The sequence below is a fragment of the uncultured Veillonella sp. genome, from assembly GCF_963543145.1.
GTDB lineage: Bacteria > Bacillota > Negativicutes > Veillonellales > Veillonellaceae > Veillonella.
Map to the genome: position 1 here is coordinate 54,725 of NZ_CAUTZP010000009.1, position 22,819 is coordinate 77,543.

The 22,819-nt window shown below is 38.1% G+C and carries 17 protein-coding genes and 1 riboswitch; of the genes, 14 read left to right on the plus strand and 3 right to left on the minus strand.

Going from position 1 to position 22,819, the window contains the following annotated elements; all coding sequences use genetic code 11:
* Window positions 1–113 precede the first annotated feature (113 nt).
* Window positions 114–938: a prolipoprotein diacylglyceryl transferase gene (lgt, locus tag RWZ05_RS05475; protein ID WP_314642808.1), complete on the minus strand. Its 825-nt coding sequence runs from the start codon at window positions 936–938 to the stop codon at window positions 114–116.
* 156 nt (window positions 939–1,094) lie between these two features.
* Between lgt and RWZ05_RS05480 the strand changes: the two genes are divergently transcribed.
* The 3 genes from RWZ05_RS05480 to RWZ05_RS05490 all read left to right on the plus strand — a co-directional run bounded on the left by RWZ05_RS05480 (window position 1,095) and on the right by RWZ05_RS05490 (window position 5,925).
* The gene (locus RWZ05_RS05480) at window positions 1,095–2,810 is read left to right on the plus strand and encodes a glycosyl hydrolase family 18 protein (protein ID WP_314642809.1); all 1,716 of its coding nucleotides are present in this window, start codon (window positions 1,095–1,097) and stop codon (window positions 2,808–2,810) included.
* A gap of 90 nt (window positions 2,811–2,900) precedes the next feature.
* Complete coding sequence (gene leuS, locus RWZ05_RS05485; protein WP_314642811.1) at window positions 2,901–5,369, plus strand: leucine--tRNA ligase; 2,469 nt, start codon at window positions 2,901–2,903, stop codon at window positions 5,367–5,369.
* A gap of 76 nt (window positions 5,370–5,445) precedes the next feature.
* Entirely contained in the window at window positions 5,446–5,925 is a 480-nt protein-coding gene (locus RWZ05_RS05490) for a dCMP deaminase family protein (protein ID WP_314642813.1), read from the plus strand.
* 116 nt (window positions 5,926–6,041) lie between these two features.
* Here the strand turns inward: RWZ05_RS05490 and RWZ05_RS05495 are convergent, their stop codons facing one another.
* Complete coding sequence (locus tag RWZ05_RS05495; RefSeq protein WP_314642815.1) at window positions 6,042–7,271, minus strand: aminopeptidase; 1,230 nt, start codon at window positions 7,269–7,271, stop codon at window positions 6,042–6,044.
* Window positions 7,272–7,382: 111 nt separating this feature from the next.
* Between RWZ05_RS05495 and RWZ05_RS05500 the strand changes: the two genes are divergently transcribed.
* From RWZ05_RS05500 to RWZ05_RS05525, 6 genes are all read left to right on the plus strand, one after another.
* Window positions 7,383–7,952 (plus strand): ComEA family DNA-binding protein, encoded by a 570-nt coding sequence (locus tag RWZ05_RS05500; RefSeq protein ID WP_314642816.1) that lies wholly within the window; start codon window positions 7,383–7,385, stop codon window positions 7,950–7,952.
* Window positions 7,909–10,131 (plus strand): ComEC/Rec2 family competence protein, encoded by a 2,223-nt coding sequence (locus RWZ05_RS05505; RefSeq protein WP_314642817.1) that lies wholly within the window; start codon window positions 7,909–7,911, stop codon window positions 10,129–10,131. Before RWZ05_RS05500 ends, RWZ05_RS05505 begins: the two co-directional genes overlap by 44 nt.
* 11 nt (window positions 10,132–10,142) lie before the next feature.
* On the plus strand, window positions 10,143–11,120 hold the full coding sequence (holA, locus tag RWZ05_RS05510) for a DNA polymerase III subunit delta (RefSeq protein WP_314642818.1): 978 nt from the start codon (window positions 10,143–10,145) through the stop codon (window positions 11,118–11,120).
* 2 nt (window positions 11,121–11,122) lie between these two features.
* Window positions 11,123–14,911 carry a PolC-type DNA polymerase III gene (locus RWZ05_RS05515; protein ID WP_314642819.1) on the plus strand — a complete coding sequence of 1,263 codons (3,789 nt, stop codon included), beginning with the start codon at window positions 11,123–11,125 and terminating at the stop codon, window positions 14,909–14,911.
* Window positions 14,912–15,089: 178 nt separating this feature from the next.
* A complete protein-coding gene (locus RWZ05_RS05520; protein WP_314642820.1) occupies window positions 15,090–15,299 on the plus strand; it encodes a hypothetical protein in 210 nt (69 codons plus the stop codon).
* Window positions 15,300–15,352: 53 nt separating this feature from the next.
* A complete protein-coding gene (locus tag RWZ05_RS05525) occupies window positions 15,353–15,811 on the plus strand; it encodes a hypothetical protein (protein ID WP_314642821.1) in 459 nt (152 codons plus the stop codon).
* A 98-nt stretch (window positions 15,812–15,909) separates the two neighbouring features.
* Here RWZ05_RS05525 and poxB read toward each other — a convergent pair whose 3' ends face one another.
* Complete coding sequence (gene poxB / locus RWZ05_RS05530; RefSeq protein ID WP_314642822.1) at window positions 15,910–17,652, minus strand: ubiquinone-dependent pyruvate dehydrogenase; 1,743 nt, start codon at window positions 17,650–17,652, stop codon at window positions 15,910–15,912.
* Between the two features lie 285 nt (window positions 17,653–17,937).
* A riboswitch (FMN riboswitch) is annotated at window positions 17,938–18,053 on the plus strand.
* Window positions 18,054–18,121: 68 nt separating this feature from the next.
* Here poxB and ribD point away from each other — a divergent pair.
* The 5 genes from ribD (at window position 18,122) to hslO (ending at window position 22,803) form a co-directional block, all read left to right on the plus strand.
* Entirely contained in the window at window positions 18,122–19,336 is a 1,215-nt protein-coding gene (ribD, locus tag RWZ05_RS05535; RefSeq protein ID WP_314642823.1) for a bifunctional diaminohydroxyphosphoribosylaminopyrimidine deaminase/5-amino-6-(5-phosphoribosylamino)uracil reductase RibD, read from the plus strand.
* Window positions 19,317–19,973, plus strand: coding sequence for a riboflavin synthase (locus RWZ05_RS05540; RefSeq protein ID WP_314642824.1), 657 nt, complete (start codon window positions 19,317–19,319; stop codon window positions 19,971–19,973). The genes ribD and RWZ05_RS05540 overlap by 20 nt, the downstream gene beginning before the upstream one ends.
* Before the next feature lie 18 nt (window positions 19,974–19,991).
* Window positions 19,992–21,194, plus strand: a complete 1,203-nt coding sequence (locus RWZ05_RS05545) for a bifunctional 3,4-dihydroxy-2-butanone-4-phosphate synthase/GTP cyclohydrolase II (protein ID WP_314642826.1) — start codon at window positions 19,992–19,994, stop codon at window positions 21,192–21,194.
* Between the two features lie 72 nt (window positions 21,195–21,266).
* On the plus strand, window positions 21,267–21,728 hold the full coding sequence (gene ribE / locus RWZ05_RS05550; protein ID WP_195185772.1) for a 6,7-dimethyl-8-ribityllumazine synthase: 462 nt from the start codon (window positions 21,267–21,269) through the stop codon (window positions 21,726–21,728).
* Window positions 21,729–21,924: 196 nt separating this feature from the next.
* Window positions 21,925–22,803 carry an Hsp33 family molecular chaperone HslO gene (gene hslO / locus RWZ05_RS05555; RefSeq protein ID WP_314642827.1) on the plus strand — a complete coding sequence of 293 codons (879 nt, stop codon included), beginning with the start codon at window positions 21,925–21,927 and terminating at the stop codon, window positions 22,801–22,803.
* The last annotated feature ends 16 nt before the right edge of the window (window positions 22,804–22,819 follow it).

The window sequence follows — 22,819 nt, forward strand, 5'->3', positions numbered from 1 at the left end:
GGTTTTTTATGTATTAATCTAGCTAGGTCAATCGTAAATTATAACTTACATATAAAAATCCTTCATTCAAAGGGCATACCTATGAATGAAGGATTTTCTTGTTGTTTTCTCTTTTATTTACGCTTTTTAGTTTTAACTGTTGGTTCTGTAGCAACCATTACTTGTTGATTTTTCTTTTCTAGATACCCTAGATAGATAAATACACAGATGCCTACAATGATTGCTATAAGGCTAGTTATTTGAGCAGATTTTAAACCTAATGTTAGATTTACATAATCGCCACGCAAGAACTCTAAGAAGAAACGAGCTGTAGAGTAGAGAATAGCGTATAGAGCAAATACTTGCCCTTTAGCATGTTTGAAGGAACCGAATAATAAAAGGGCCACAAAGATAAGGATATCGATTTGACCTTCCCATACTTCGGCAGGCCATAGTGGTTGATTACCGTAGGTGCGGTATGCAAGGGTACTTTCAGGATAAATAATACCATAATTACCACCCGTAGGATGACCGAAAGCATCGCCGTTTAAAAGGTTTGCCATGCGGCCTACAGATTGTCCCAAAATCAATGCTGGTGCAAATAGATCGGCAAAGGCCCAGAAGTCGATATTGTTTTTACGAAGATACCAGTAGCCCGCAATTGTGCCTAGCACAACACCACCTTGGATAGCCATTCCACCTTGCCAAACGAAGGGGATTTCCAATAAATGGTTACCATAATAATCCCAGTCAAAGAAGAATACGTCCCATAGGCGAGCACCGATGAGACCGGCTACAGCAACCGTAATGGAGAAGTCAATGATGTGCTCATGCCAACCACGACCATCTTTCTTTAACAGTACATATGCCACAGAGGCACCGCAAATGATAGCCAAGGCCAACATAACGCCGTAGGATCTAATGGGGAAGTCCCCTATAAAAAATAAATATTGATGCATGTAAATCTCCTTTTGTGATAATTTTTATTAGAACATAAATTAAATTATAAATTACATGTACCCTTCATGCAAGAAAAGAGATGTACTCTATATAATATGGTATAATATAGAGATTGATATTGTATCCCGGTATGGGAACTAGAGTTAGGAGAGTACATGATTCGCAAATCCACTATTTTAAAATCCTTAACAGCTTTAGTAATGTCCGCATTATCTACGACTGCTGTACAGGCAGAGGTATTGGTACCGTTAGAGCAATTTCTAGCGACAACAACGCGTCATTACGAAGCAAACCAATATAAAACAGCATATACGGTGTATGTGCCTCAAACAGAATTACAAGATAATATGATTGTATTAAATCCAACAGCCGTTGGTGAACCTGTTAAATTGCCAATTACTAAACAAAATGGTATTGCCTATGTTGATATCGAGTCTGATCCAGCCATGCTTGGCGTTAGTTATACAAAAACTAATGGACAAGTAACATTAGGTCCTGCTCCGCAAGCATCAACAGTAAAAGCCCCTTATACATTACAAACTCCATTGTCTTGGGCATTTGACCCATGGCCGACAGAAGGGGCTCCATACCAAGCTAAACTTAATACGAGTGGGGATAATATCATTTCCCCTAGCTGGTTTAAATTACATAGTTTAGGTCTTGAGACTAGCCCCAATATAAGCATTGATTATGTGAATTCCTATAAAGAAAAGGGGTACCATGTATGGCCATTGATTACGAATCGTTTTGATCCAGGCTTTACAAGTGGTATTTTAGCGGACCAATCGGTATGGAAAAAATATGCTCATAACCTTGTTCAATATGCTTATATTTATGGCTTTGATGGTTATAATTTCGACTTTGAAAACATCGACTATGCTGACCGCGATCGTTTAACAGCCTTTGTAGCCTATTTGTCTAATCATTTACACCAATATAATATTAAAACCTCTATCGATGTAACGGGTTATTCTGATAGTCCTGAATGGTCTTTGGTATATAACCGCAGTGCTTTTGCTAATTCCGTAGACTATGTCGTTCTTATGGCTTATGACGAGACATGGGCTAAGAGTACTACAGCTGGGCCTGTAGCAAGTTATCCTTGGGTGCGTAACCATACTGAAAAAATGCTTTCTGAGGTACCATCCCAAAAATTGGTACTTGGTGTACCATTCTATATGCGTTTATGGCATGATACAAATGGATATGCTAAGGGCGAAACTTTGGCTATGAAAAATATTGGTACCTACTTTGCAAACTACAAAGATAAAATGACTTGGGATGATCGATTAAAATTGTATTATTTATCCATCCCGAATGGCTCTGGTTCCGATCGTATTTGGTTTGAAGATAATACGTCTTTAGGGTTGAAACTTGACCTTGTAAAAGAATTAAATCTCGGTGGTTTTGCTGCATGGCGTAAAGGTTTTGAAGACGAATCTACAATCGCTATGATTCAAGGTAAGGACTTAGGTCGTGGTATTCCTAAATCTACTACAGCTGTTGTTCCTGAACCTGTAGTAGAGGAAACAAAACCATTAACTAAGCTTGAACAATACAAATTGCGCTTAGAAGAAAAAGAAAAGGCTAAAGCTGCTAAAGCAGAAGCTAAACGGAAGGCTAAAGAAGAAAAAGAAGCAGCAAAACGGAAAGCTAAAGAAGAAGCTGAACAAGCAAAAGCTGAGAAAAAACGTCAAGCTGAAGAAGCTAAGGCAGAGAAAAAGCGTTTAGCGGAAGAGGCCAAAGCGCAGAAAGAACGTGATACACAAGAGGTGAAGGAGAGCAAAGCTTCTTACAAGAGTCATAGTTCTGTCCAAAATACAACTACTCAAAATGAATTAACAAAATCGGTGCAAGTAGTAAAACGCTAGTGTTTGACTGCTTTTACTTGAAGTAGTAAAATAAAAATATTGATTATAAAACGGCAACTAATGAGGTTGACCATATGAGGAGGCCCCTACATGAACGAAAAATATGTAGCCCAAGATCTTGAGAAAAAGTGGCAACAGTATTGGGAAGATAACCATACATTTAAAACAGAATATGATGAATCTAAAGAAAAATACTATGTATTAGAAATGTTCCCGTACCCATCTGGTAACTTACACATGGGTCACGTGCGTAACTATTCCATTGGTGATGTAGTAGCTCGCTTCAAAAAAATGAAAGGCTTCAACGTATTGCATCCAATGGGCTGGGACTCCTTTGGTATGCCTGCAGAAAATGCAGCTATCAAACATGGCATTGCACCTAAAACATGGACTCTTAATAACATCGAGAACATGAAATTGCAACAAAAAGCACTTGGTTTGTCCTACGACTGGGACCGCGAAGTAGCAACCTGCAAAGAAGATTATTATAAATGGACGCAATGGTTCTTCCAACAGTTCTATAAAAAAGGCTTAGCATACAAAAAAGAAGCTAAAGTAAACTGGTGTGAAACTTGCCATACTGTATTGGCAAACGAACAAGTAATCGACGGTGCTTGCTGGCGCTGTGATAACGCTGTTGAGAAAAAAGATTTGTCTCAATGGTTCTTGCGCATCACTGAATATGCGGATCGCTTGTTAACAGATTTAGATACTCTTGATCACTGGCCACAACGCGTTAAATTGATGCAAAAAAACTGGATTGGCCGCTCTGAAGGTACAGAGTTCTCCTTCGAGGTTCCATCCATTAATGAACGCGTATCTGTGTATACTACACGTGTTGATACAATTTACGGCGTAAGCTATGTGGTATTGGCTCCTGAACATCCATATGTAGAACGTCTTATTGAAAATGCACCTAATAAAGCTGAACTAGAGGCTTTCATTACGCGTATGCGCAATATGAGCGATATCGACCGTACATCTACAGATGCACCTAAAGAAGGTATGTTTACTGGTTCCTACGCAGTAAATCCTATGTCTGGTGAACAAGTTCCTGTATGGATTGCAAACTATGTATTAGTAGACTATGGTACAGGTGCTGTAATGGGTTCCCCTGCACATGATGAACGGGACTGGGAATTTGCTCATAAATATGATTTGCCTATTAAACAAGTTGTAGCTTGTGAAGGTGAAGAATACAGCCTAGAAAAATGGCAAGAATGGTACCATGAAGATGGTATTCTAGTTAATTCTGGTAAATTTAACGGCCAAACATCTGAAGAGGCTCGTAAAAATATTACAGCTGCACTTAATGAGCGCGGTATTGGTGAAGGTAAAGTAAACTTCCGCCTTCGCGACTGGTTGATTTCTCGTCAACGTTACTGGGGTGTGCCAATTCCTGTAGTATATTGTGAAAAATGTGGTGAACAACTCGTTCCTGAAGAAGAGTTGCCAGTACGTTTGCCAGAGGATGTTAAATTTGAATCTGGTGCCGTATCTCCATTAGCTACATCTGAAAGCTTCCTAAACACTACATGCCCTAAATGTGGTGGTCCAGCAACTCGTGAAACTGATACAATGGACACATTTATCGATTCCTCTTGGTACTTCTTGCGCTATACAGACGCTAAAAACGACCAAGCTCCATTCGATAAAAAAATCGCTAACTACTGGATGAACGTAGACCAATATATCGGCGGTATTGAACATGCTATCTTGCACTTGCTGTACTCTCGATTCTTTGTGAAAGTTATTCACGATCTAGGCCTTATCGATGCTAATGAACCATTCCGTGGCTTGTTAACACAAGGTATGGTTCTTAAAGAAGGCAGCAAAATGTCTAAATCCAAAGGTAATGTAGTTTCTCCTGAAGAAATTATCAATACCTATGGTGCAGATACTGCACGTTTGTTCATTTTATTTGCGGCTCCTGTAGATCGCGACCTCGATTGGTCCGACCAAGGTGTTGAAGGTTCTTATCGCTTCTTAGGTCGTGTATGGCGTATTGTTGATGCGTACAACGAAGAAGCTAAGAAAAATGTAACTGGTGAACTTACAAAAGACGAATTTGCTTTGCGTCGTGAGTTACACCGTGTTATCAAAAAAGTTACGGAAGACCTCGATAATAACTTCAACTTCAATACAGCCATTTCTGCTATCATGGAACTTGTAAATGCTATGTATGCTCATAAGGATAAAGCGGAGACTATCAATAGCGCGTTGGCTAATGAATTGACTCACTCCTTATTACTTCTATTAGCTCCATTTGTTCCACATATTACAGAAGAGTTGTGGCATGAATTAGGTGAAACTACATCCATTCATACTGAAAACTGGCCTGTATACGAAGAATCTGCCCTTGTAGTAGATGAAGTAGAAGTAGTGTTGCAAGTAAATGGTAAAGTTCGCGATAAACTTACTGTTTCCGTAAATATTACAAAAGAAGAATTAGAAACAATGGCTAAAGAATCTAGCCGTGTTCAAGAGTTTACAGAAGGTAAAAATATCGTAAAAGTTATTTATGTACCTGGTAAACTTGTAAATATCGTTGTTAAATAACGATATTCTATTCGTTTAATAATGTAAGCCCCCAACTACATAGGTAGAAGGGGGCTTATTTTTCAGTGAGGTAATTATGGCAAAACGTAGCGATTATATTTCTTGGGATGAATACTTCATGGGCGTTGCCATTTTGGCAGCACAACGCTCTAAAGATCCAAATACACAAGTTGGTGCATGTATCGTAAGTAACGATAATAAAATTTTATCCATTGGTTATAATGGTATGCCCTTAAACTGTAGTGACGATGATTTCACATGGGAACGTGATACAGCAGACGATAATAAATATTTCTATACTGTACATAGCGAACTCAATGCTATCCTAAATTATCGAGGAGGCTCCTTAGAGGACTCTAAGATTTATGTAACCCTTTTCCCATGTAATGAATGTGCAAAAGCAATTATTCAAAGTGGCATTAAAGCTGTTATTTACCGCGATGATTTGTACAAGGATACAAAAGAGGTGAAGGCCTCTAAACGGATGTTAAAAACTGCAGGTGTAGACATTATTGAATATCAACCTACAGGACGTACCTTACATATTACAGTATAATTATATATATTTTCTTAGAGTTACTTAAAACAATAATATTACAAGAAGGCCCTTATCTATTGCTAGTAGATAAGGGCTTTTGCTATGTTGTTACTATTTTAGATTGTATGCCTAAATTATACTTGTAAACGACCGTCAATCATAATATCAACAGCTTGACCATCACGAGTGTATCCCGTAATATTCATGCGTTCATGACCAATCATAAAGTCCACATGTGTTAAGGAGTGATTAAGGCCGCGTTCTTTTAATTCTTCTTCAGATAAACCATCGCTGTTTTTGAGGCATGTAGGATAAGAGGCGCCAATCGCTAAATGGCAGGACGCATTTTCATCAAACAATGTTTCGTAGAAGATTTGGTTAGATTGGCTAATTGGGCTAAAGTGATCCACTAATGCTACTTCACCAAGGTAGTGGGAGCCTTCATCAGTTTCTACTAACTCTTTTAGAACTTCATAACCTTCTTTTGCAGTGTAGTCTACGATTTTACCTTCTTTGAAAGTGAAGGAGAAATCAGAAATTGTATTACCATGGTAAATTAATGGTTTTGTGCTGTGCACAACGCCATTTACACCATTATATTGAGGGGCAGAGAAAACTTCCTCTGTAGGAATATTAGCATTGAAAATAGTGCCATCTTTAGAGGATTCTTCACCACCTAACCAGATATGGCCTTCTGGCAATTCTAATAAAAGATCGGTGCCGTTTTCACAAGTGTAACGCAATGATTTCAAGTCTAATTTATTCAATGCTTCACAGCGACGACGTAATTTTGCCATATGATGACGATATGTATCTTTCGGTTCGATACCTTCAATGCGACAAAGCTTTAATAATGTTGCCCATAATTGGTCGATTTTTTCTTCGTCAGTACCTTCATAGCCAAGTAGATCTGCCCATAGAACGGTCGGTACAGATGCAACGCACCATGTAACAGAAGAGTTCATGATAGCTGTGTGATAGAAGGATAACGCTTTATTTAAATTGCGAGACTGTAAGGAAATACGATCTGTTGGGATACCTTCTAATGCTTTAGGATTAGCACTGATTAACGATAAAAATGCTGCTTTATCATCAATGTATTGCTTGTAGAATTCAGGAATCCAGTTAGCAGGCTTTTCTAAAACAGATTCTTTAGCATGTAATAAACGTTGACGAGAGATAGGGGAACATCTCCAGTTAAGAACTACCTCTTTTGCGCCTAGTTCATAGGCTTCTTCAGTAATGATTACTGCAAAGTCTTTATTTTCTACATCAACAGAAATAACTAATGTTTGATCTTGTTGTAAATTTACGCCGTACTTTAATAATGTATGGGCGTATTTTTTTAATGTTTCTTGATTCATAAATTCTCCTTTTATTCGACATCAACTATAAAAGTCCTGCCAATGTGACTAATAGAGTCAACGGTAGGACTTTACTATTTTATAGGGAAATCCTTCAGTAGGAGGTGCACTATGAAATATAAATTGAAGCCCTATATGATAATTGTATTAATCCTATGTATTTTAGTAGGAATTTATTTCCTATGGCCTATTATATCAGATGAAAGCGATTCTGTCCTTGTTGAAGCGGCAGTAGATGGAAATTCTTCTATATCAAATGTAGTAGAAATATCCAATAAACCTATTGCTTATATTACAGGTGCCGTAGTCTCACCTGGTCTATATGAGATTGAAAGCTCTGCTACAGTGGGAGATGTTATTAAGCTCGCAGGAGGGCTGTTACCGTATGCAGATGTAGAATCTATTAATATGGCCAAACCTGTAAATGCAGGAGATCATATCCACGTAGTATTTAACTTTCACGGGAATCCTGAATCGTTATTGCGCGGCAATAAGATAAATATTAATGCAGCTACTGCAAAGGAGTTAGATTCTCTGCCAGGTATTGGTCCTGCTATGGCTAAAAGAATAGAAGAATATCGCTCACAAAAAGGTCCCTTTACATCTGTGGAAGGCATCAAGGGGGTGAAGGGCATTGGTGACGGCCTATTTAAGAAGATTAAAGACAAAATTACAATTTAGTCATCAAGATGGCCAGAATGATGGACTCTTCCTTGATGCAAATGCTGTTAATGGGAATACTAAGGTATTAACCCATAGTGAGTGGGCACATGCTATATTGGGTTCTATCATAATAGGTACTATATTAGGCTATGGTCAGTATTATCCAGTACTTAATCAGATGCACTACATCTTCGGTATTGGGTTAGCTATTATAGGTGTTTGTATTTTCAAAGCATTAAAATCGTCTCATAGATGGCGTTCACTTAGCAAGTTAATAGTCTTAGTCTTTGTTTTAGTTGGCTTATCTTATTATCAAACAGATTCAATGATTGTAAATTTTAATAGTTACACATCATATTATTTACAGCAAGAAGGGGAATACCTTTGTACGGTTGTAGGGGCTCCTGAAAAAGTAAATTTGAATGGACAGGAGTATTACAAATATATTATAGAACTCCATGGTCTACATCCTTATAAAAATACTGCAAAAAATGACTATATTAAGTCACAAGGGCGTTTACAGGTATACTCAAAGGTATCTACTACGAACTATCCCATACGACTAGGAGACTATGCAATCATTGAAGGTACACCAAAGCCCTTATTTCTCATTGAAGAGGAAGGTCGTATTAATCTTAGAGGCCGCTATATGAGTTCTAATACTAGAGGTCGTATCTATGATGGTGTATATCGCTCTGCTAGTAATAAAGATTTACATAAGTTCTACTATAAAGACACATTTTTTGAAAACCTGTATAGGAAGGGCCTATCAATTTCTGGTGTGTTACGCGAATCTATAGATAATAATATTGGTCACAATCTAGAAGGACCACAAATGGTATTAGCTCAAGCGTTAGCTTTAGGTGGTCATTATAGTGAGCTTGGCGAAGAAGAAATGAAAGACTTCTCCTATACAGGCCTTATCCATATTTTGTCCATATCTGGTTCACATATTGCGTTATTATTAGCATTAATATATGGAATTGGACGATTTTTAAATTTACGAAAACGTACTTGTCTTATCATTGGTATTCTAGTGGCATGTTTATATTGCAGTATTGTAGGCGGCGATGCACCTGTTCTACGAGCTACAATGATGAGCATACTCATGTGTATCGCCTATATAAAGGGACGACTATATCAAGCAAAACAAGCCTTATGTATATGCGCTATTGTATGCGTCATATATGATCCATTCTCCTTATTTGATGTAAGCTTTCAACTATCCTTTGGAGCAACTTACGGTTTACTCATATGGGGAAAGGTATTATATGAACGGATACAGTGGCTACCAAGATGGATAAAGACACCACTAGTATTATGTATATCTGCACAGTTATTAATTTTGCCATTACAGCTCTATTACTTTCACTATATTAGCATTGCTAGTTTGCTAGCAGCCTGTATAGTAGCGCCCCTATTAGATATATCCATAGTGTTAATTTTTGTAAGTACTTTGGCCAGTTACGTACTCCCTATATCGTTAATATGGTCTTTAGTAGATGTACCATTGCGAATATCCTTATATTTAAATCATGTGTTAGGCCGTAGTGGCAGTCTACTTTGGATTGGCATGATGCATCCTTATTGTGCTTATATATATTATGTGCTATTAGGATTATTTACGTACTTTTTGACGCATAGAAAAAGATATACTGTACATGTCGTAGTATCATTATCTTTAATGATTGTAACTTTTGGTGCTTCCTATTATGTTACGCATCATCACAAGGAAACATTAGTTCATTATATTCCAATGAAGCAATGTAATGTTTTACTTTGTATAGAACCAAATCATGAAGGGGCCCATCTATTAATCGATGCGCCAGATCATATTAAGACTGCACCTAATGAAAGGCTCATTAATCAAGCCATTAGAGCCTATGGAGTACATCCTAAAAACGTAAAAGTTGAGTACTTTCATAGTAACGGTTCTGCAAAGGTGGTATATAAAAATAGTATGAACCAAATCGTCGTATATAATGGACAAAGTAGAGAAAAAAATCTAAAATTAAATGATAAGACTAAATCATTATATATAACGAGTCGATCTAGTGTAATGCCTGAAATTGGACGTATTTCACCTGCTAGTACAGTTCTATTTGGAAGTCCCCACGGTGCGTTACGCGATGTGGACCCTTCGTCAGAACACATGTATATAATGGGGTATAACTTTATCGATGATATTTATCTGTGAAAGGAGGAATTATGGCACATATTCAACTCATTTATGGCGATGAGCCACAATTAATTGAAGAAGAAAAACGCAAATTTTTAAGTGCTTATCCAGACCTTCCAGTGACCGTATTAGACGATGAAGCAGGACCGCAGAAGATTAGTGAAAAGCTATGTGAAGATTCACTATTTGGAGATCAAAAGGTATTCTGTTTAGTTAATTTGCCCATTATTCGTAAAAGCGGCAAAAATAGCGATGCTTGGGTTCCGTTGTATGAACTTATCATGGAATATAATGGGGATAATCCCATACTTTTGATTTATCATGATATGATAGATAAACGGATTAAACAGAATAAAGAGATTCTTGATAAAATACCAAATCATCAATGCAAGCGCCTTGAAGGGGCGGACCTAGTGATGTGGATACGTCAGTACTGTACATCTCATGGCTTTAAAATGACACCTGATGCACAGGAATATGTAGCTCATCTCATCGATTTGTGGCAAGATGTTCCAGTTTCTTTCATGAGAACCGAATTTGATCGTTATTTCTTGCAAATTACAGGAGAAAAGGTCATTACCAAAGAATTCCTAGAAGAAAATGGCAGTGACTACGGAGCTAAAAATATTTTTACCTTTAAAGCGGCTCTGTTAAAACGAGATATTGATACATTACTTGAACTATTTCCGTTTATGTTTGGCTATAAAGAATTAGACCGTGCTATGAGCTATATTGAGGGGCAATTACGTTTACAGCTACTGGTTAGTGAATGCCGACAAGCGGGAATGTCTGTTCAAGCTATACAAAATTTGTGTAAGGACCATGATTCGTCATTTAAACCGTATCCGATCAAACTGGCTTATGAAGCGAGCTCTCGGATTTCTACGAAAGCATTACGAGCTTTATTAAAAGGCTTGTATGAGATTATCCTAGATAGTCGTAGTAGTAAGGGCGATATTTGGCGATTTAGAGATTTATGTATTACCTATTGTGGGTATAAGGGATAAAAATGAAAGTACGTTATCGTGTTGTACCAAAACAGAATAAGAAATCATCCTTCTATGTGAACTGTCATAGCCAACATGTGACGATACAAGCTGCAGACTCTGCATTTTCTACGCTGCTAAGTCTACGTGACAGATTATCTGCTTGGTATAAGGAGAAGAATATATCATTTGATGATATTCCAACAAATACTGACACAGCATGTTGTTTTGCTTGGAAAGTAGATTCTGAAACTGGGGAAGGTTTAGATACCTATTATTATGGTGGTGGCTGTGGTGCCGGTGAATGGATTGAGGCCGCAGAGGCGCAACGTGAAGCTGAAGAGGCCAAAAATGAAGCACCTAGAGGTAAATCCTTTGCTGGTTATGATCGTGAAGATGAATTTGACGATTTTGATGATGATTTTGCACCTTTCGTAGAAGCTGTAGAGCTTGGCTATTTTAATAATAGTCCTGTTGTGGTTTCTCGACCTAATCAAACAGCAGCAGCATCTAGTGGTAATGATACTGTAGCGTCTGTTAGTAGCGCACCTAAAACAAATAAAGGTTTTGCTCCTAAAAATGCTACTAAATCTACCTCTAAAGGTGGTGAAGGGGATGGAAAATATCCACGTCGTGCACCGAAGGATGCACCTACTGATGAAGGTATGATTTTAGGTCCTAAAATTGAAGGGGTTACGTCTAAAATCATGGGCACCCTGGATACACCTAGCGTCATATTTGAAGGTGTATTAGTAGGCTTAGATAAACGTGATACTAAGACCGGTAAAAGTATCGTTAACGGCAGCATCGTAGATGATACGAATAGTATTAAGTTTATCAAGTTTACGAACAGCCCAGAAGAAGGGGATGCGTTACTTAAACAATTAAAAGGCTTACAACGCGTTCGTGTACAAGGTAGCGTAAGCTTTGACGATCGCTTTGATAAAGACTACATCCTATCTATACGAAGCATCGAGGCGATGGAAACGACTAATGTAGAACGCACTGAAAACCGTCCAGACTCTCGAGTAGAGCTTCACTTACATACTAAGATGAGCGATAAGGATGCTCTTGTATCTGTTAAAGATTTATTCAAAACAATAAAAAAATGGGGTCATCCAGCAGTTGCTATTACAGATCACGGCGTAGTTCAAGCCTTTCCAGAGGCTCAAGCTCTTGGTAAGGAGTTGGGCGTTAAGGTTATCTACGGTGTAGAAGGCTATCTTATTGAAGATGAAATTGTTGCTCGTGATGAAGAACCTGTCGTAGATAAAAAGAAGAAAAAGGAAAAAGATAAGCGCTACCATATTATCTTGCTAGCAAAAAATATGGTAGGTTTGCGTAATCTCTATAAGATGATTTCCATTTCTCACTTAGAACATTATAAGGTTCGCCCACGATTGCCACGTTCCGTTATTGAAGAACATCGTGAAGGCATTATCATTGGTTCTGCTTGTGAAGCTGGGGAGCTTATGCAATCTATCGTTCGTGGCGCAACCAAGGAAGAGCTACTAGAAGTAGCTTCCTTCTATGATTATTTAGAGGTTCAGCCACATACGAATAATATGTTCTTAGTTCGTAAAGGTCTCATGCCAGATGAGCAAGCCCTTATCGATATGAACAAAACAGTTATCGAATTAGGTGAGGCCTTAAACAAACCTGTATGTGCTACTTGTGACGTTCATTATTTAACACCAGAAGAAAAGATTTATCGTGAAATCATGTTAACTGCTTGTGGCTATCCAGATGCAGATGAACAACCGGATTTACATTTGCGCACAACTGATGAAATGTTGGAATCCTTCCCTTATTTAAGTGAAGAAAAAGCTTATGAAATTGTTGTTACCAACACTCGTGCTATCAACGATAGCATTGAAGATATTAAGCCCGTTCCTGATGGGACTTACTCCCCAAAAATTGAAGGTGCCGATGAAGCTTTCACAGAAATGTGCTATCGAAATGCGAAAGCCATTTATGGTGATCCATTGCCACGTGTTGTACAAGAGCGTCTAGACTATGAACTAGATTGTATTATCTCCAATGGTTACGGCGTGTTGTATTACATCGCCCATAAACTAGTAAAAAAATCTCTTGATGATGGGTACCTCGTAGGTTCTCGTGGTTCTGTAGGCTCTTCCTTTGCCGCTACCATGTCTGAAATTACCGAGGTAAATCCATTACCGCCACATTATGTATGCCCTAATTGTAAGCATTCTGAATTCTTTGAAAAGGGCGAATATGCAGGTGGCTTTGACTTGCCTCGTAAAGATTGTCCTGAGTGTGGTCATGCGCTGCAAACAAATGGTCATGATATTCCGTTTGCTATCTTCCTTGGCTTCGAAGGCGATAAAGTTCCTGACATTGACCTTAACTTCTCCGGTGATTACCAGGCAAAAGCACACAAATATACGGAAGAGCTATTTGGCCGCGACAATGTATTTAAAGCAGGTACAATCGGTACTATTGCGGATAAAACTGCCTTTGGTTATGTTAAAAAGTACGCTGAAATTCGAGATATCCAAGCTCGCAGTGGTTTCTTTGAACATTTGGCAAAAGGCTTTACAAACGTAAAGAATACTACAGGTCAACATCCTGGTGGTATTATGGTATGTCCTCGAGATATGGATGTACATCACTTTACCCCAATTCAGCATCCTGCGAACAAGAAGGAAAGCGGCGTATTAACAACACACTTTGACTATCACTCCATCGAAGGTCGTATGACTAAGCTCGATATTCTAGGTCATGATGATCCGACTATCATTCGTATGCTAGAAGATCTGACGGGTATAGATGCTAAAACTATACCGTTCGATGATCCTCGTACGTTAAGTCTATTCTCCTCTACAGAAGGGATTGGCTTAACGCCAGAGCAATTACAAGGTGACCAAGTAGCTAGTTTGGCTGTGCCAGAATGTGGTACGAAGTTCGTACGGGGCATGCTTGAAGACTCTCGTCCCCAAACATTCTCCGATTTAGTTCGTATCTCTGGTTTCTCTCATGGTACAAACGTGTGGCTCGACAATGCGCAAGACCTCATCAAAAATGGTACTTGTAAATTGAACGAAGCCATCTCTACCCGTGATGACGTAATGAACTTCTTAATCCATCGTGGTATGGATCGAAAGCATAGCTTCTTCGTTATGGAGAACGTGCGTAAAGGGAAGGGCATTGAAAAACGCAATAAACAAGGTCAAGCGACGACTGAGTTTGAAGCAGAAATGCGGGAAAACAATATTCCTGAATGGTTTATTGAATCTTGTAAAAAGATTTCCTACCTATTCCCACGGGCCCATGCGGTGGCCTATGTAATGATGGCCTTCCGAATTGCTTGGTTTAAGGTATACCATCCATTAGCATTCTATGCTGCATACTTCTCCATTCGTGCAAAGGCCTTTGATTTGCGCATTATGACTGGTGACCTTAAAACGCAAATGACTGAGTTCAATCGGATTAAGGCTCTTGACCGAGCTGCCAGTCCTAAAGATAAGGATCTTATGAGCGCCTTAGAAGTGTCTATGGAAATGTATCAACGAGGCTATCGTTTTGTTAATGTAGATATTCAACACTCCGAAGCTAGACGCTTTAGCATTAAAGATGGTGCTTTATTGCCGCCATTCTTAGCTATTGACTCTTTAGGTGAAACAGTAGCGGATGCTATCGTAGCTGAACGAGAAGACCGTCCATTTACATCTTTAAAAGACTTACAACGACGTTGTAAGGTATCTAATACCATCATAGATCTTATGAAAGATCTCAAATGCTGTGGTGACCTTCCTGAAGATGAACAAATGTCACTCTTTGGGGCATAATTAAATAGAAAATATGTATTACATGCAAATATGTAATGCATACAAAGTAAGCACTATATTATAAATGATATGTGTCCAGGAAAAAGGGGACATATCAAAATGAGATATAGTGCTTATTTTTATATATTTTGTTACAATACAGTTAATATATATCATTGATACTAGGGAGTGTTGGAATATGGTAGAGGATAATAAAAATCAATCTGTAGAGATAGAATTTTGGGATATTGAACCAGAAGATATACCTGAATTAGAAGAATCTGATATTCCAGGTGTATACTTTAACGAATTTCGAGAGTACGTTGATGAAGAGGGGAATGTATTATCTCCGTCAGAGGTAGATGCAATACGGTATAAAGATGATTACGAGGACGATTATTATAGATAGAAATAATTAAAAGTCCATATTTATATTAATATAATTAAGTGAGTTGATTAGTAATGAGAGTTCCTATATATGAAGCTTTAGCATATTATAAAAAGAATAAGAATTTACCCTATACAGAATATTTTGGACTTGGATTTTTTACAGATAAATCATTAGCAAAGGATGCGTTAATAAAATCTAAAGTTCTGTGTGGCTTTTCCGATTTAAATGATGATGCTTTTATAATACGTACACACTACATAAATGATTGTGCTCATATAGCTGATGTGATTAATTATGATATCATAAATAATACTATTTATAGTGTTTGGTATGATTATGAGATAGATGAATATACTAGTGGTGGTTATTTAGGTTTATTTACATCCTTAGAATATGCTAAAAAGGCTTTGGAGTGGTATAAAACTTGGGATATTTTTAAAGTTCATAGTATTGAGGGACTTGGAATTAGTAAAATTATACTAAACCTAAGAGGGTGGACTGAAGGTTTTGTAACAGTATATGATGAGTAATTGATAAATATAAAGAGGTGCCATACTTTAATGGCACCTCTTATTTTTATTGAAAGATTCACAATTTATTCTGACAGACTTTGAATATTTTGCAGATTTTAGTACAGAGATTTATATTTCATCCAGTTTGTTTTTGCCATTTCTTTAAGTTCTGTGCCACGGCCATCAAGGATTGCATTGATCAAGTATTTGCTAAAGCCTTTCGCTTGTTGGTAAGCGATTTTTGGTGGCATAGCAAGTTCTTGTTTATCGACGCGAACATTGACGATTACTGGACCATTATGGTTAAGGGCTTCCATAATTTTTTCGTCTACTTCGCTAGAGTTTGTAATGCTTACACCTTTGATGCCAGCTGCTTCAGCGAGTTTACCAAAGTCAGGGTTTACAAAGTCTGTGGCGTAATCTAAGTAACCAGAAGCTTTCATTTCCATGGCGATGAAGCTAAGTTCTTCGTTGTTGAATACAAAGATTTTAACTGGTAAATTAAGTTGTTTTAATGTTAACATTTCGCCCATCATCATTGTGAAGCCACCATCACCGGAGAGGGAGATGACTTGACGATTTGGACAGGCATTTTGAGCGCCGATGGCATGCATCATAGCATTAGCCATAGAGCCGTGGTTAAAAGAACCTAAAATGCGACGTTTGCCATTTGTTTTTAAGTGGCGTGCAGTCCAAATTACTGGAGTACCTACGTCAAAGGTAAAAATAGCATCATCAGCAGCTAATTTATTAAGACGATTTACGAAGTATTGCGGATGGATTGCTACACCATCTGGTTCCGCTACAGCATAGCTGTCTAAATCACTTCTAAATTTAGTATAAGCTTTACGGACTGTATCAATAAATTCAGTATCACCACGTTGACCTACGAGAGGTAACAATTCTTTTAATGAATCTTTTACGGTACCAATAATACCTTGAGTGAGTGGAACACGACGACCTAATGCACTAGGATCTCTATCTACTTGGATTACCTTTGCATTTTCTGGATAGAAAGGTCGGTAAGGAAAGTCTGTACCAAGCATAACGAGTGTATCGCATTGCTCAATAGCACGATAACCAGATGTATAGCCTAATAGACCTGTCATACCTACATCATATGGGTTATCCCATTCAACCCATTCTTTACCTCTAAAAGCATGTACTACAGGTGCTTGTAACCGTTTTGCTAGTTCTACGACTTCATCATGAGCACCTTCACAGCCTGCACCACAGAAGAGGGTAATACGTTTACCTGTTTCTAAATTAGCTGCCATTTCTTCGATATCTTCACGTTGTGGAACGATATGAGGTAAGCGAGGATGATGCCATACGGGTAATTCATCAATTTCTATTTCCATTACTGCTACATCGCCAGGAAGGACGATAACGGCAACATCTTGATTACCAACTGCGGCATTCATAGCACGGAATAGGATTTCAGGCATTTGTTTAGGATTAGAGATAAGTTCACAGAAACAAGAGCACTCTTTAAATAAGTTTTCTGGATGCGTTTCTTGGAAATAATTTAACCCTACTTCAGATTGTGGGATATGAGACGCAATCGCTAATACTGGTACTCGATTGCGATGACAATCGAATAGGCCATTGATCAAATGTAAATTACCTGGGCCAGAACTACCAGCACATACCGTTAATTTATGAGTTAAGGATGCTTCTGCACCGGCAGCAAAGGCGGCTGTTTCTTCATGTCGAACATGCTCAAAGGAAATCTTACCATTGCGACGTAAACTATCGTTTACAGAGTTTAAACTATCGCCAGTGATACCATAAATGCGTTCGATACCCGCATTGGCTAATACTTCTATAAGTACATCAGAAATTCGTTTTTTTGCCATATTATCACCTATATTTAATAAATACTATCAATTACCCATGGTTTTAAAGCCATATATTATTATACTAGACCTGTTTGTAATGTAATTATGTGATAAAAGTTACTATTTAATGTATACATAGTTTATATAGTTTATATTATTGATATATTTTCAATCTAATAAAATATAAATATAACAATAGTTATTTTATTTAAGGTTCACTATTTAATATTCTTTCTCATTACAAAACTCTTATTCTTGCATAACATTAATAAAAGTGTTACTATTAATTCATAAAGAAAATAGATAAGTCTTTGGGGACAGGTGTAATTCCTTACCGGCGGTATAGTCCGCGAACCTTATGGGTATGAATCGGTGCAATTCCGATACCGACAGTATAGTCTGGATGAGAAAAGACGAGGTACATTTGTTGTGCCTGATTATGATTACCCAAGGACTATGTATATAGTCCTTTTTTTATTGAGGTGATATGGTGGATGACGTAGCATATATGAAACGCGCCATTGCACTGGCAAAATTAGCCACAGGTCATACTTCGCCAAATCCTTTGGTTGGTGCCGTAGTGGTTAAAGACAATACAATAATCGGTGAAGGTTATCATCATAAAGCTGGTACAGCTCACGCTGAGGTTCATGCCTTAAACCAAGCAGGTGATAATGCTAAAGGTGCTACTTTATATGTAACATTAGAGCCATGTTCTCATTATGGTAAAACTCCACCTTGTGCACTGCGTATTATCGAGGCTGGTATAGCTAAAGTCGTAGTAGGTAGTCCAGATCCTAATCCATTAGTATCTGGAAAGGGCATGGATTTACTCCGCGAAGCAGGCATAGAGGTTGTTTGCCCCGTATGTAGTGAGGAATGTGCTGAGCTAAATGAACATTTCTTTACCTATATACAGACAGGTAAACCTTTTGTAACTATTAAAAGTGCTATGTCACTAGATGGCAAGATTGCCACTTTTACAGGTCAATCCCAATGGATTACAAATGAGTCCTCCCGCCGAGATGGACATGTACTGCGTGCCACACATGATGCGATGCTCGTTGGTATTGGTACAATCTTGGCAGATGATCCTCAATTAAACTGTCGTTTAACTGATACTGAATTAGCAGAGGCTTTATTAGATCCAAGCATACTTGATGAGCCGATTCATGTTCATCAACCAGATGTAATTATCTTAGATAGTCTAGGTAGGACGCCTACGACCAGTCGTGTGTTTGAAGTAGATAATCGTAATGTTCATATCTTTGTATCTAAAGGCTGTCCAAAGGACCGAATTCAGGCCTTAGAACAAGTTGGTGCCCATGTAACCGTAGTAGAATCTATTTCTACACGTAAAAGTAAGAGTACTGATATTGTTATTGATATTAAGAAGTTATCTATTGATGATATCTTAACTAAACTTGGTGAACTCGGTTATACATCTATTCTCGTGGAAGGTGGTTCAGCTATCATTAGTTCCTTTGTAGAGACTATGAATTTTGATAAAGTTGTTACTTATATAGGAAATACAATTATCGGTGGTACTGAAGCTACGCCGGCTGTAGGTGGTCGTGGCTTTGAAAGTTTAGAGTCTTCTCCGCAGTTGACTTTCACAAAAACTAAAGTATTAGATAATAACATTCGTATCGAAGCTTATCGTCAAGGAAGGAGGGGCGCTTATGTTCACGGGAATTGTTGAAGAAATTGGCCGTGTAGAGAGCATTAAAAAGGGCCCTAAATCCTTAGCCATAACAATTCGGGGGAATAAAATATTTAGCGATTTAAAAATAGGTGACTCCGTAGCTGTAAATGGTGTATGTTTGACGGCTACAACGATTGGTAATGGCGTATTTACAGCTGATGTTATGCCTGAATCAATCAAGATGACTACTTTTACAAATCTGAAAGTTCATCAACCTGTCAACTTAGAGCGTGCTATGCTCGCCAATGGCAGATTTGGTGGTCACATTGTGGCAGGTCACGTAGATGGGACGGGCCGCATCATTAATCGGGAACAAACGGATAATGCCATTATTTTTACCGTAGAGGCCCCTAAATCCGTTATGGATTACGTTATTTATAAGGGGTCCATTACGATTGATGGTATTAGCCTCACAATTATGCGACGAACGGACAGCAGTTTTTCCGTATCTATCATTCCTCATACTTTGGGCGAAACTATTCTAGGCTCTGCCCATATTGGTACGGAGGTTAATTTGGAAACGGATATCACTGGTCGATACATTCGTCATTTTATGAATCTCGGTAGTGAACCTACTGAAGACAAACCTAAGAAATCTATGCAATCCCTCTTAGTAGAGAATGGATTTATATAAAAAGTAAGGAGCGTTCCTATGAGCGAACAATTACATTCTATTAAAGAGGTCTTAGAAGACCTTAAAGCTGGCAAACCTGTTATTATTGTTGATGATGAAAGCCGCGAAAACGAAGGTGATCTTATCATTGCAGCAGAGTTTGCTACACAAGAAAATATTAATTTTATGGTTAAATACGCGCGTGGTATCGTATGTACACCTATGCGTCGTGAAGCCTTAGAAAAGCTTGGCATTCCAGCTATGGTTGCCAAAAATACAGATAATCATGAAACTGCTTTCACCGTAACTGTTGACCACGTAGATACTACAACAGGCGTATCTCCAGCAGAACGTGCGTATACAATTCAAAAATTACTAGATCCTAATGCTAAACCGGAAGACTTCCGTCGTCCTGGTCATGTGTTCCCTTTAGTATATAAAGAGGGGGGCGTTCTAGTGCGACAAGGTCATACAGAGGCGTCTATCGACCTTTGCCGATTAGCAGGTCTACAAGAGGCAGCTGTTATTTGTGAAATCACAAAAGATGATGGCGATATGGCACGTTTACCAGATCTCATGGAATTTGCAAAAGAACACGATTTGAAAATTGCTTCTGTAGCAGAGCTTATTGAATACCGTAAACAGCATGAAGACATGGTTGAGCTTGGTGCTTGTTCTAAATTACCTACTAAATTTGGTGACTTCAATATCTTTGTATTCAAAAATGAATTAGATAAAAAAGAGCATTTGGCTATCGTTAAAGGTGATGTTCAAAACTGCAATGATGTTCTTGTACGTATTCATTCTGAATGTTTAACTGGCGATGTGTTCGGTTCTAAACGTTGTGACTGCGGCGAACAATTAGAGAATGCGTTACGTGCTATCGAAAAAGAAGGTAAAGGCGTTGTAGTATACATGCGCCAAGAAGGTCGTGGTATTGGCTTAACAAATAAAATTAAAGCCTATGCATTACAAGAGCAAGGCCTAGATACTGTTGAAGCAAACGAACAATTGGGCTTCCCTGCTGATATGCGTGAATACTCATTAGCAGCTCAAATCATTCGTTTCTTAGGTATTAAGAGCATTCGCTTGTTAACGAATAATCCTGAAAAACGTCATGGTTTAGAACATTGGGGTATCGATGTAACTAGTCGTGTACCGCTTATCATTGCGGCCAATAAATTCAACGCAGGTTACTTGAAAACAAAAGAAGAAAAAATGGGTCATATGTTAGAGGACTAATAGTCTCACCTATTAGCATATTACTCAATCGTTATATACATTTCCTAAAACGGAATATAGGAGGTCATTATCATGATGGTTCAAGAAGGTAACTTATTAGGTACTGGTAAAAAATTTGCTATTATTGGTTCTCGTTTTAACGAGTTCATTACATCTAAATTAATCGGTGGCGCTGAAGACTGCTTACTTCGTCACGATGTTAAACAAGAAGATATCACTGTAATTTGGGTTCCTGGTGCTTATGAAATTCCTTTGATTGCTAAAAAAGCGGCTTTATCTGGTAAATATGATGCAGTTATTTGCGTTGGTGCTGTAATCCGTGGTGCTACTACTCATTATGACTATGTATGTAATGAAGTAGCTAAAGGTATTGCTCATGTTTCTTTAGAAACAGGTATTCCTGTTATGTTCGGTGTAGTAACTACAGAAAATATTGAACAAGCTATCGAACGCGCTGGTACTAAAGCGGGTAATAAAGGTTATGATTGTGCTATGGGCGCTATTGAAATGGTTAACCTTATCGATCAAATCTAAGCGTTATATACAAAACACCCAGTATTTTATGATACTGGGTGTTTTTATAATGTCGAAAATATGTTCTTTTGCATTCAAAATTGACTAGACGAACATATATTCTCTATAATTTGAATGTACATATTTGACATGATATACTATATAAGCAATATAAAAATATATCTAAATAGATTAAGTAATAATAAGGATTGATAGAATGGATTATATTAAACGTTTTACAACTCGTGAAGGGGTTCGTATGTCTTTAGCTGTAACAACAGATACAGTTGAAACTGCTCGTGTACGTCACGATTTATGGCCTGTAGCAACTGCGGCTCTTGGTCGTGCTATGACAGGGGCCATTTTATTAGCTGGTGATTTTAAAAATCATGAAAATGTAAGTTTACGCATCAAAGGGGATGGCCCTCTAGGCGTTGTTCACGTAGATGCTTTTTCTGATAATACGGTTCGAGGCTACGTAGATGAGCCACATGTAGATGTACCTTTGAAGCATGCTGGTAAGCTCGATGTAGGCGCTGCAGTAGGTCATAATGGGGAAGTACAAGTTACGAGATTTACACAATTGGCCCAAGACTATACCTCTACAAGCCCAATTCAAAGTGGGGAAATAGCAGAGGACTTAGCTTACTATCTATATGCCTCTGAGCAAGTACCGTCTACCATCAGTCTAGGTGTATTGGTGGATCCAGATTATCATACGATTGTAGCAGGTGGTTTTATCGTACAAGCTTTGCCAGATGCTACAGACGAAGCATTAGCACAAGTGGAAAAGAATATCAATGAACTTGGTCCTATTACAGAATATTTAAAAGTTCACCCTGATGGTAAGGGACTTATGGAACGCGTTCTTCATGGCTTAACTGTTAATGAAGTATATAATGAGCCAATTCATTTCCAATGTCGATGTGGACGCGATCGTTTCGGCGCTGTACTTATGACATTAAGAGAAGAAGATAAACAGGCTATTTTGGAAGATGAAGTAACAGAACTTGTATGTCATTACTGTAATGAAAAGTATCATTTTAGTCGTGAAGAATTGAAAGATATGTTTGCTCCAAAGGGGCCTATCCAATAATAATTGTAAATATGTA

What these genes read in the sequence shown, in the direction of transcription:
- ribD (WP_314642823.1), top strand. Translation starts at nt 18,122, where the DNA reads ATGGTGGATGACGTAGCATATATGAAACGCGCCATTGCACTGGCAAAA.
- lgt (WP_314642808.1), bottom strand. Translation starts at nt 938, where the DNA reads ATGCATCAATATTTATTTTTTATAGGGGACTTCCCCATTAGATCCTAC.
- holA (WP_314642818.1), top strand. Translation starts at nt 10,143, where the DNA reads ATGGCACATATTCAACTCATTTATGGCGATGAGCCACAATTAATTGAA.
- RWZ05_RS05500 (WP_314642816.1), top strand. Translation starts at nt 7,383, where the DNA reads ATGAAATATAAATTGAAGCCCTATATGATAATTGTATTAATCCTATGT.
- RWZ05_RS05515 (WP_314642819.1), top strand. Translation starts at nt 11,123, where the DNA reads ATGAAAGTACGTTATCGTGTTGTACCAAAACAGAATAAGAAATCATCC.
- ribE (WP_195185772.1), top strand. Translation starts at nt 21,267, where the DNA reads ATGATGGTTCAAGAAGGTAACTTATTAGGTACTGGTAAAAAATTTGCT.
- poxB (WP_314642822.1), bottom strand. Translation starts at nt 17,652, where the DNA reads ATGGCAAAAAAACGAATTTCTGATGTACTTATAGAAGTATTAGCCAAT.
- RWZ05_RS05540 (WP_314642824.1), top strand. Translation starts at nt 19,317, where the DNA reads ATGTTCACGGGAATTGTTGAAGAAATTGGCCGTGTAGAGAGCATTAAA.
- leuS (WP_314642811.1), top strand. Translation starts at nt 2,901, where the DNA reads ATGAACGAAAAATATGTAGCCCAAGATCTTGAGAAAAAGTGGCAACAG.
- RWZ05_RS05490 (WP_314642813.1), top strand. Translation starts at nt 5,446, where the DNA reads ATGGCAAAACGTAGCGATTATATTTCTTGGGATGAATACTTCATGGGC.
- RWZ05_RS05525 (WP_314642821.1), top strand. Translation starts at nt 15,353, where the DNA reads ATGAGAGTTCCTATATATGAAGCTTTAGCATATTATAAAAAGAATAAG.
- RWZ05_RS05480 (WP_314642809.1), top strand. Translation starts at nt 1,095, where the DNA reads ATGATTCGCAAATCCACTATTTTAAAATCCTTAACAGCTTTAGTAATG.
- hslO (WP_314642827.1), top strand. Translation starts at nt 21,925, where the DNA reads ATGGATTATATTAAACGTTTTACAACTCGTGAAGGGGTTCGTATGTCT.
- RWZ05_RS05520 (WP_314642820.1), top strand. Translation starts at nt 15,090, where the DNA reads ATGGTAGAGGATAATAAAAATCAATCTGTAGAGATAGAATTTTGGGAT.
- RWZ05_RS05495 (WP_314642815.1), bottom strand. Translation starts at nt 7,271, where the DNA reads ATGAATCAAGAAACATTAAAAAAATACGCCCATACATTATTAAAGTAC.
- RWZ05_RS05545 (WP_314642826.1), top strand. Translation starts at nt 19,992, where the DNA reads ATGAGCGAACAATTACATTCTATTAAAGAGGTCTTAGAAGACCTTAAA.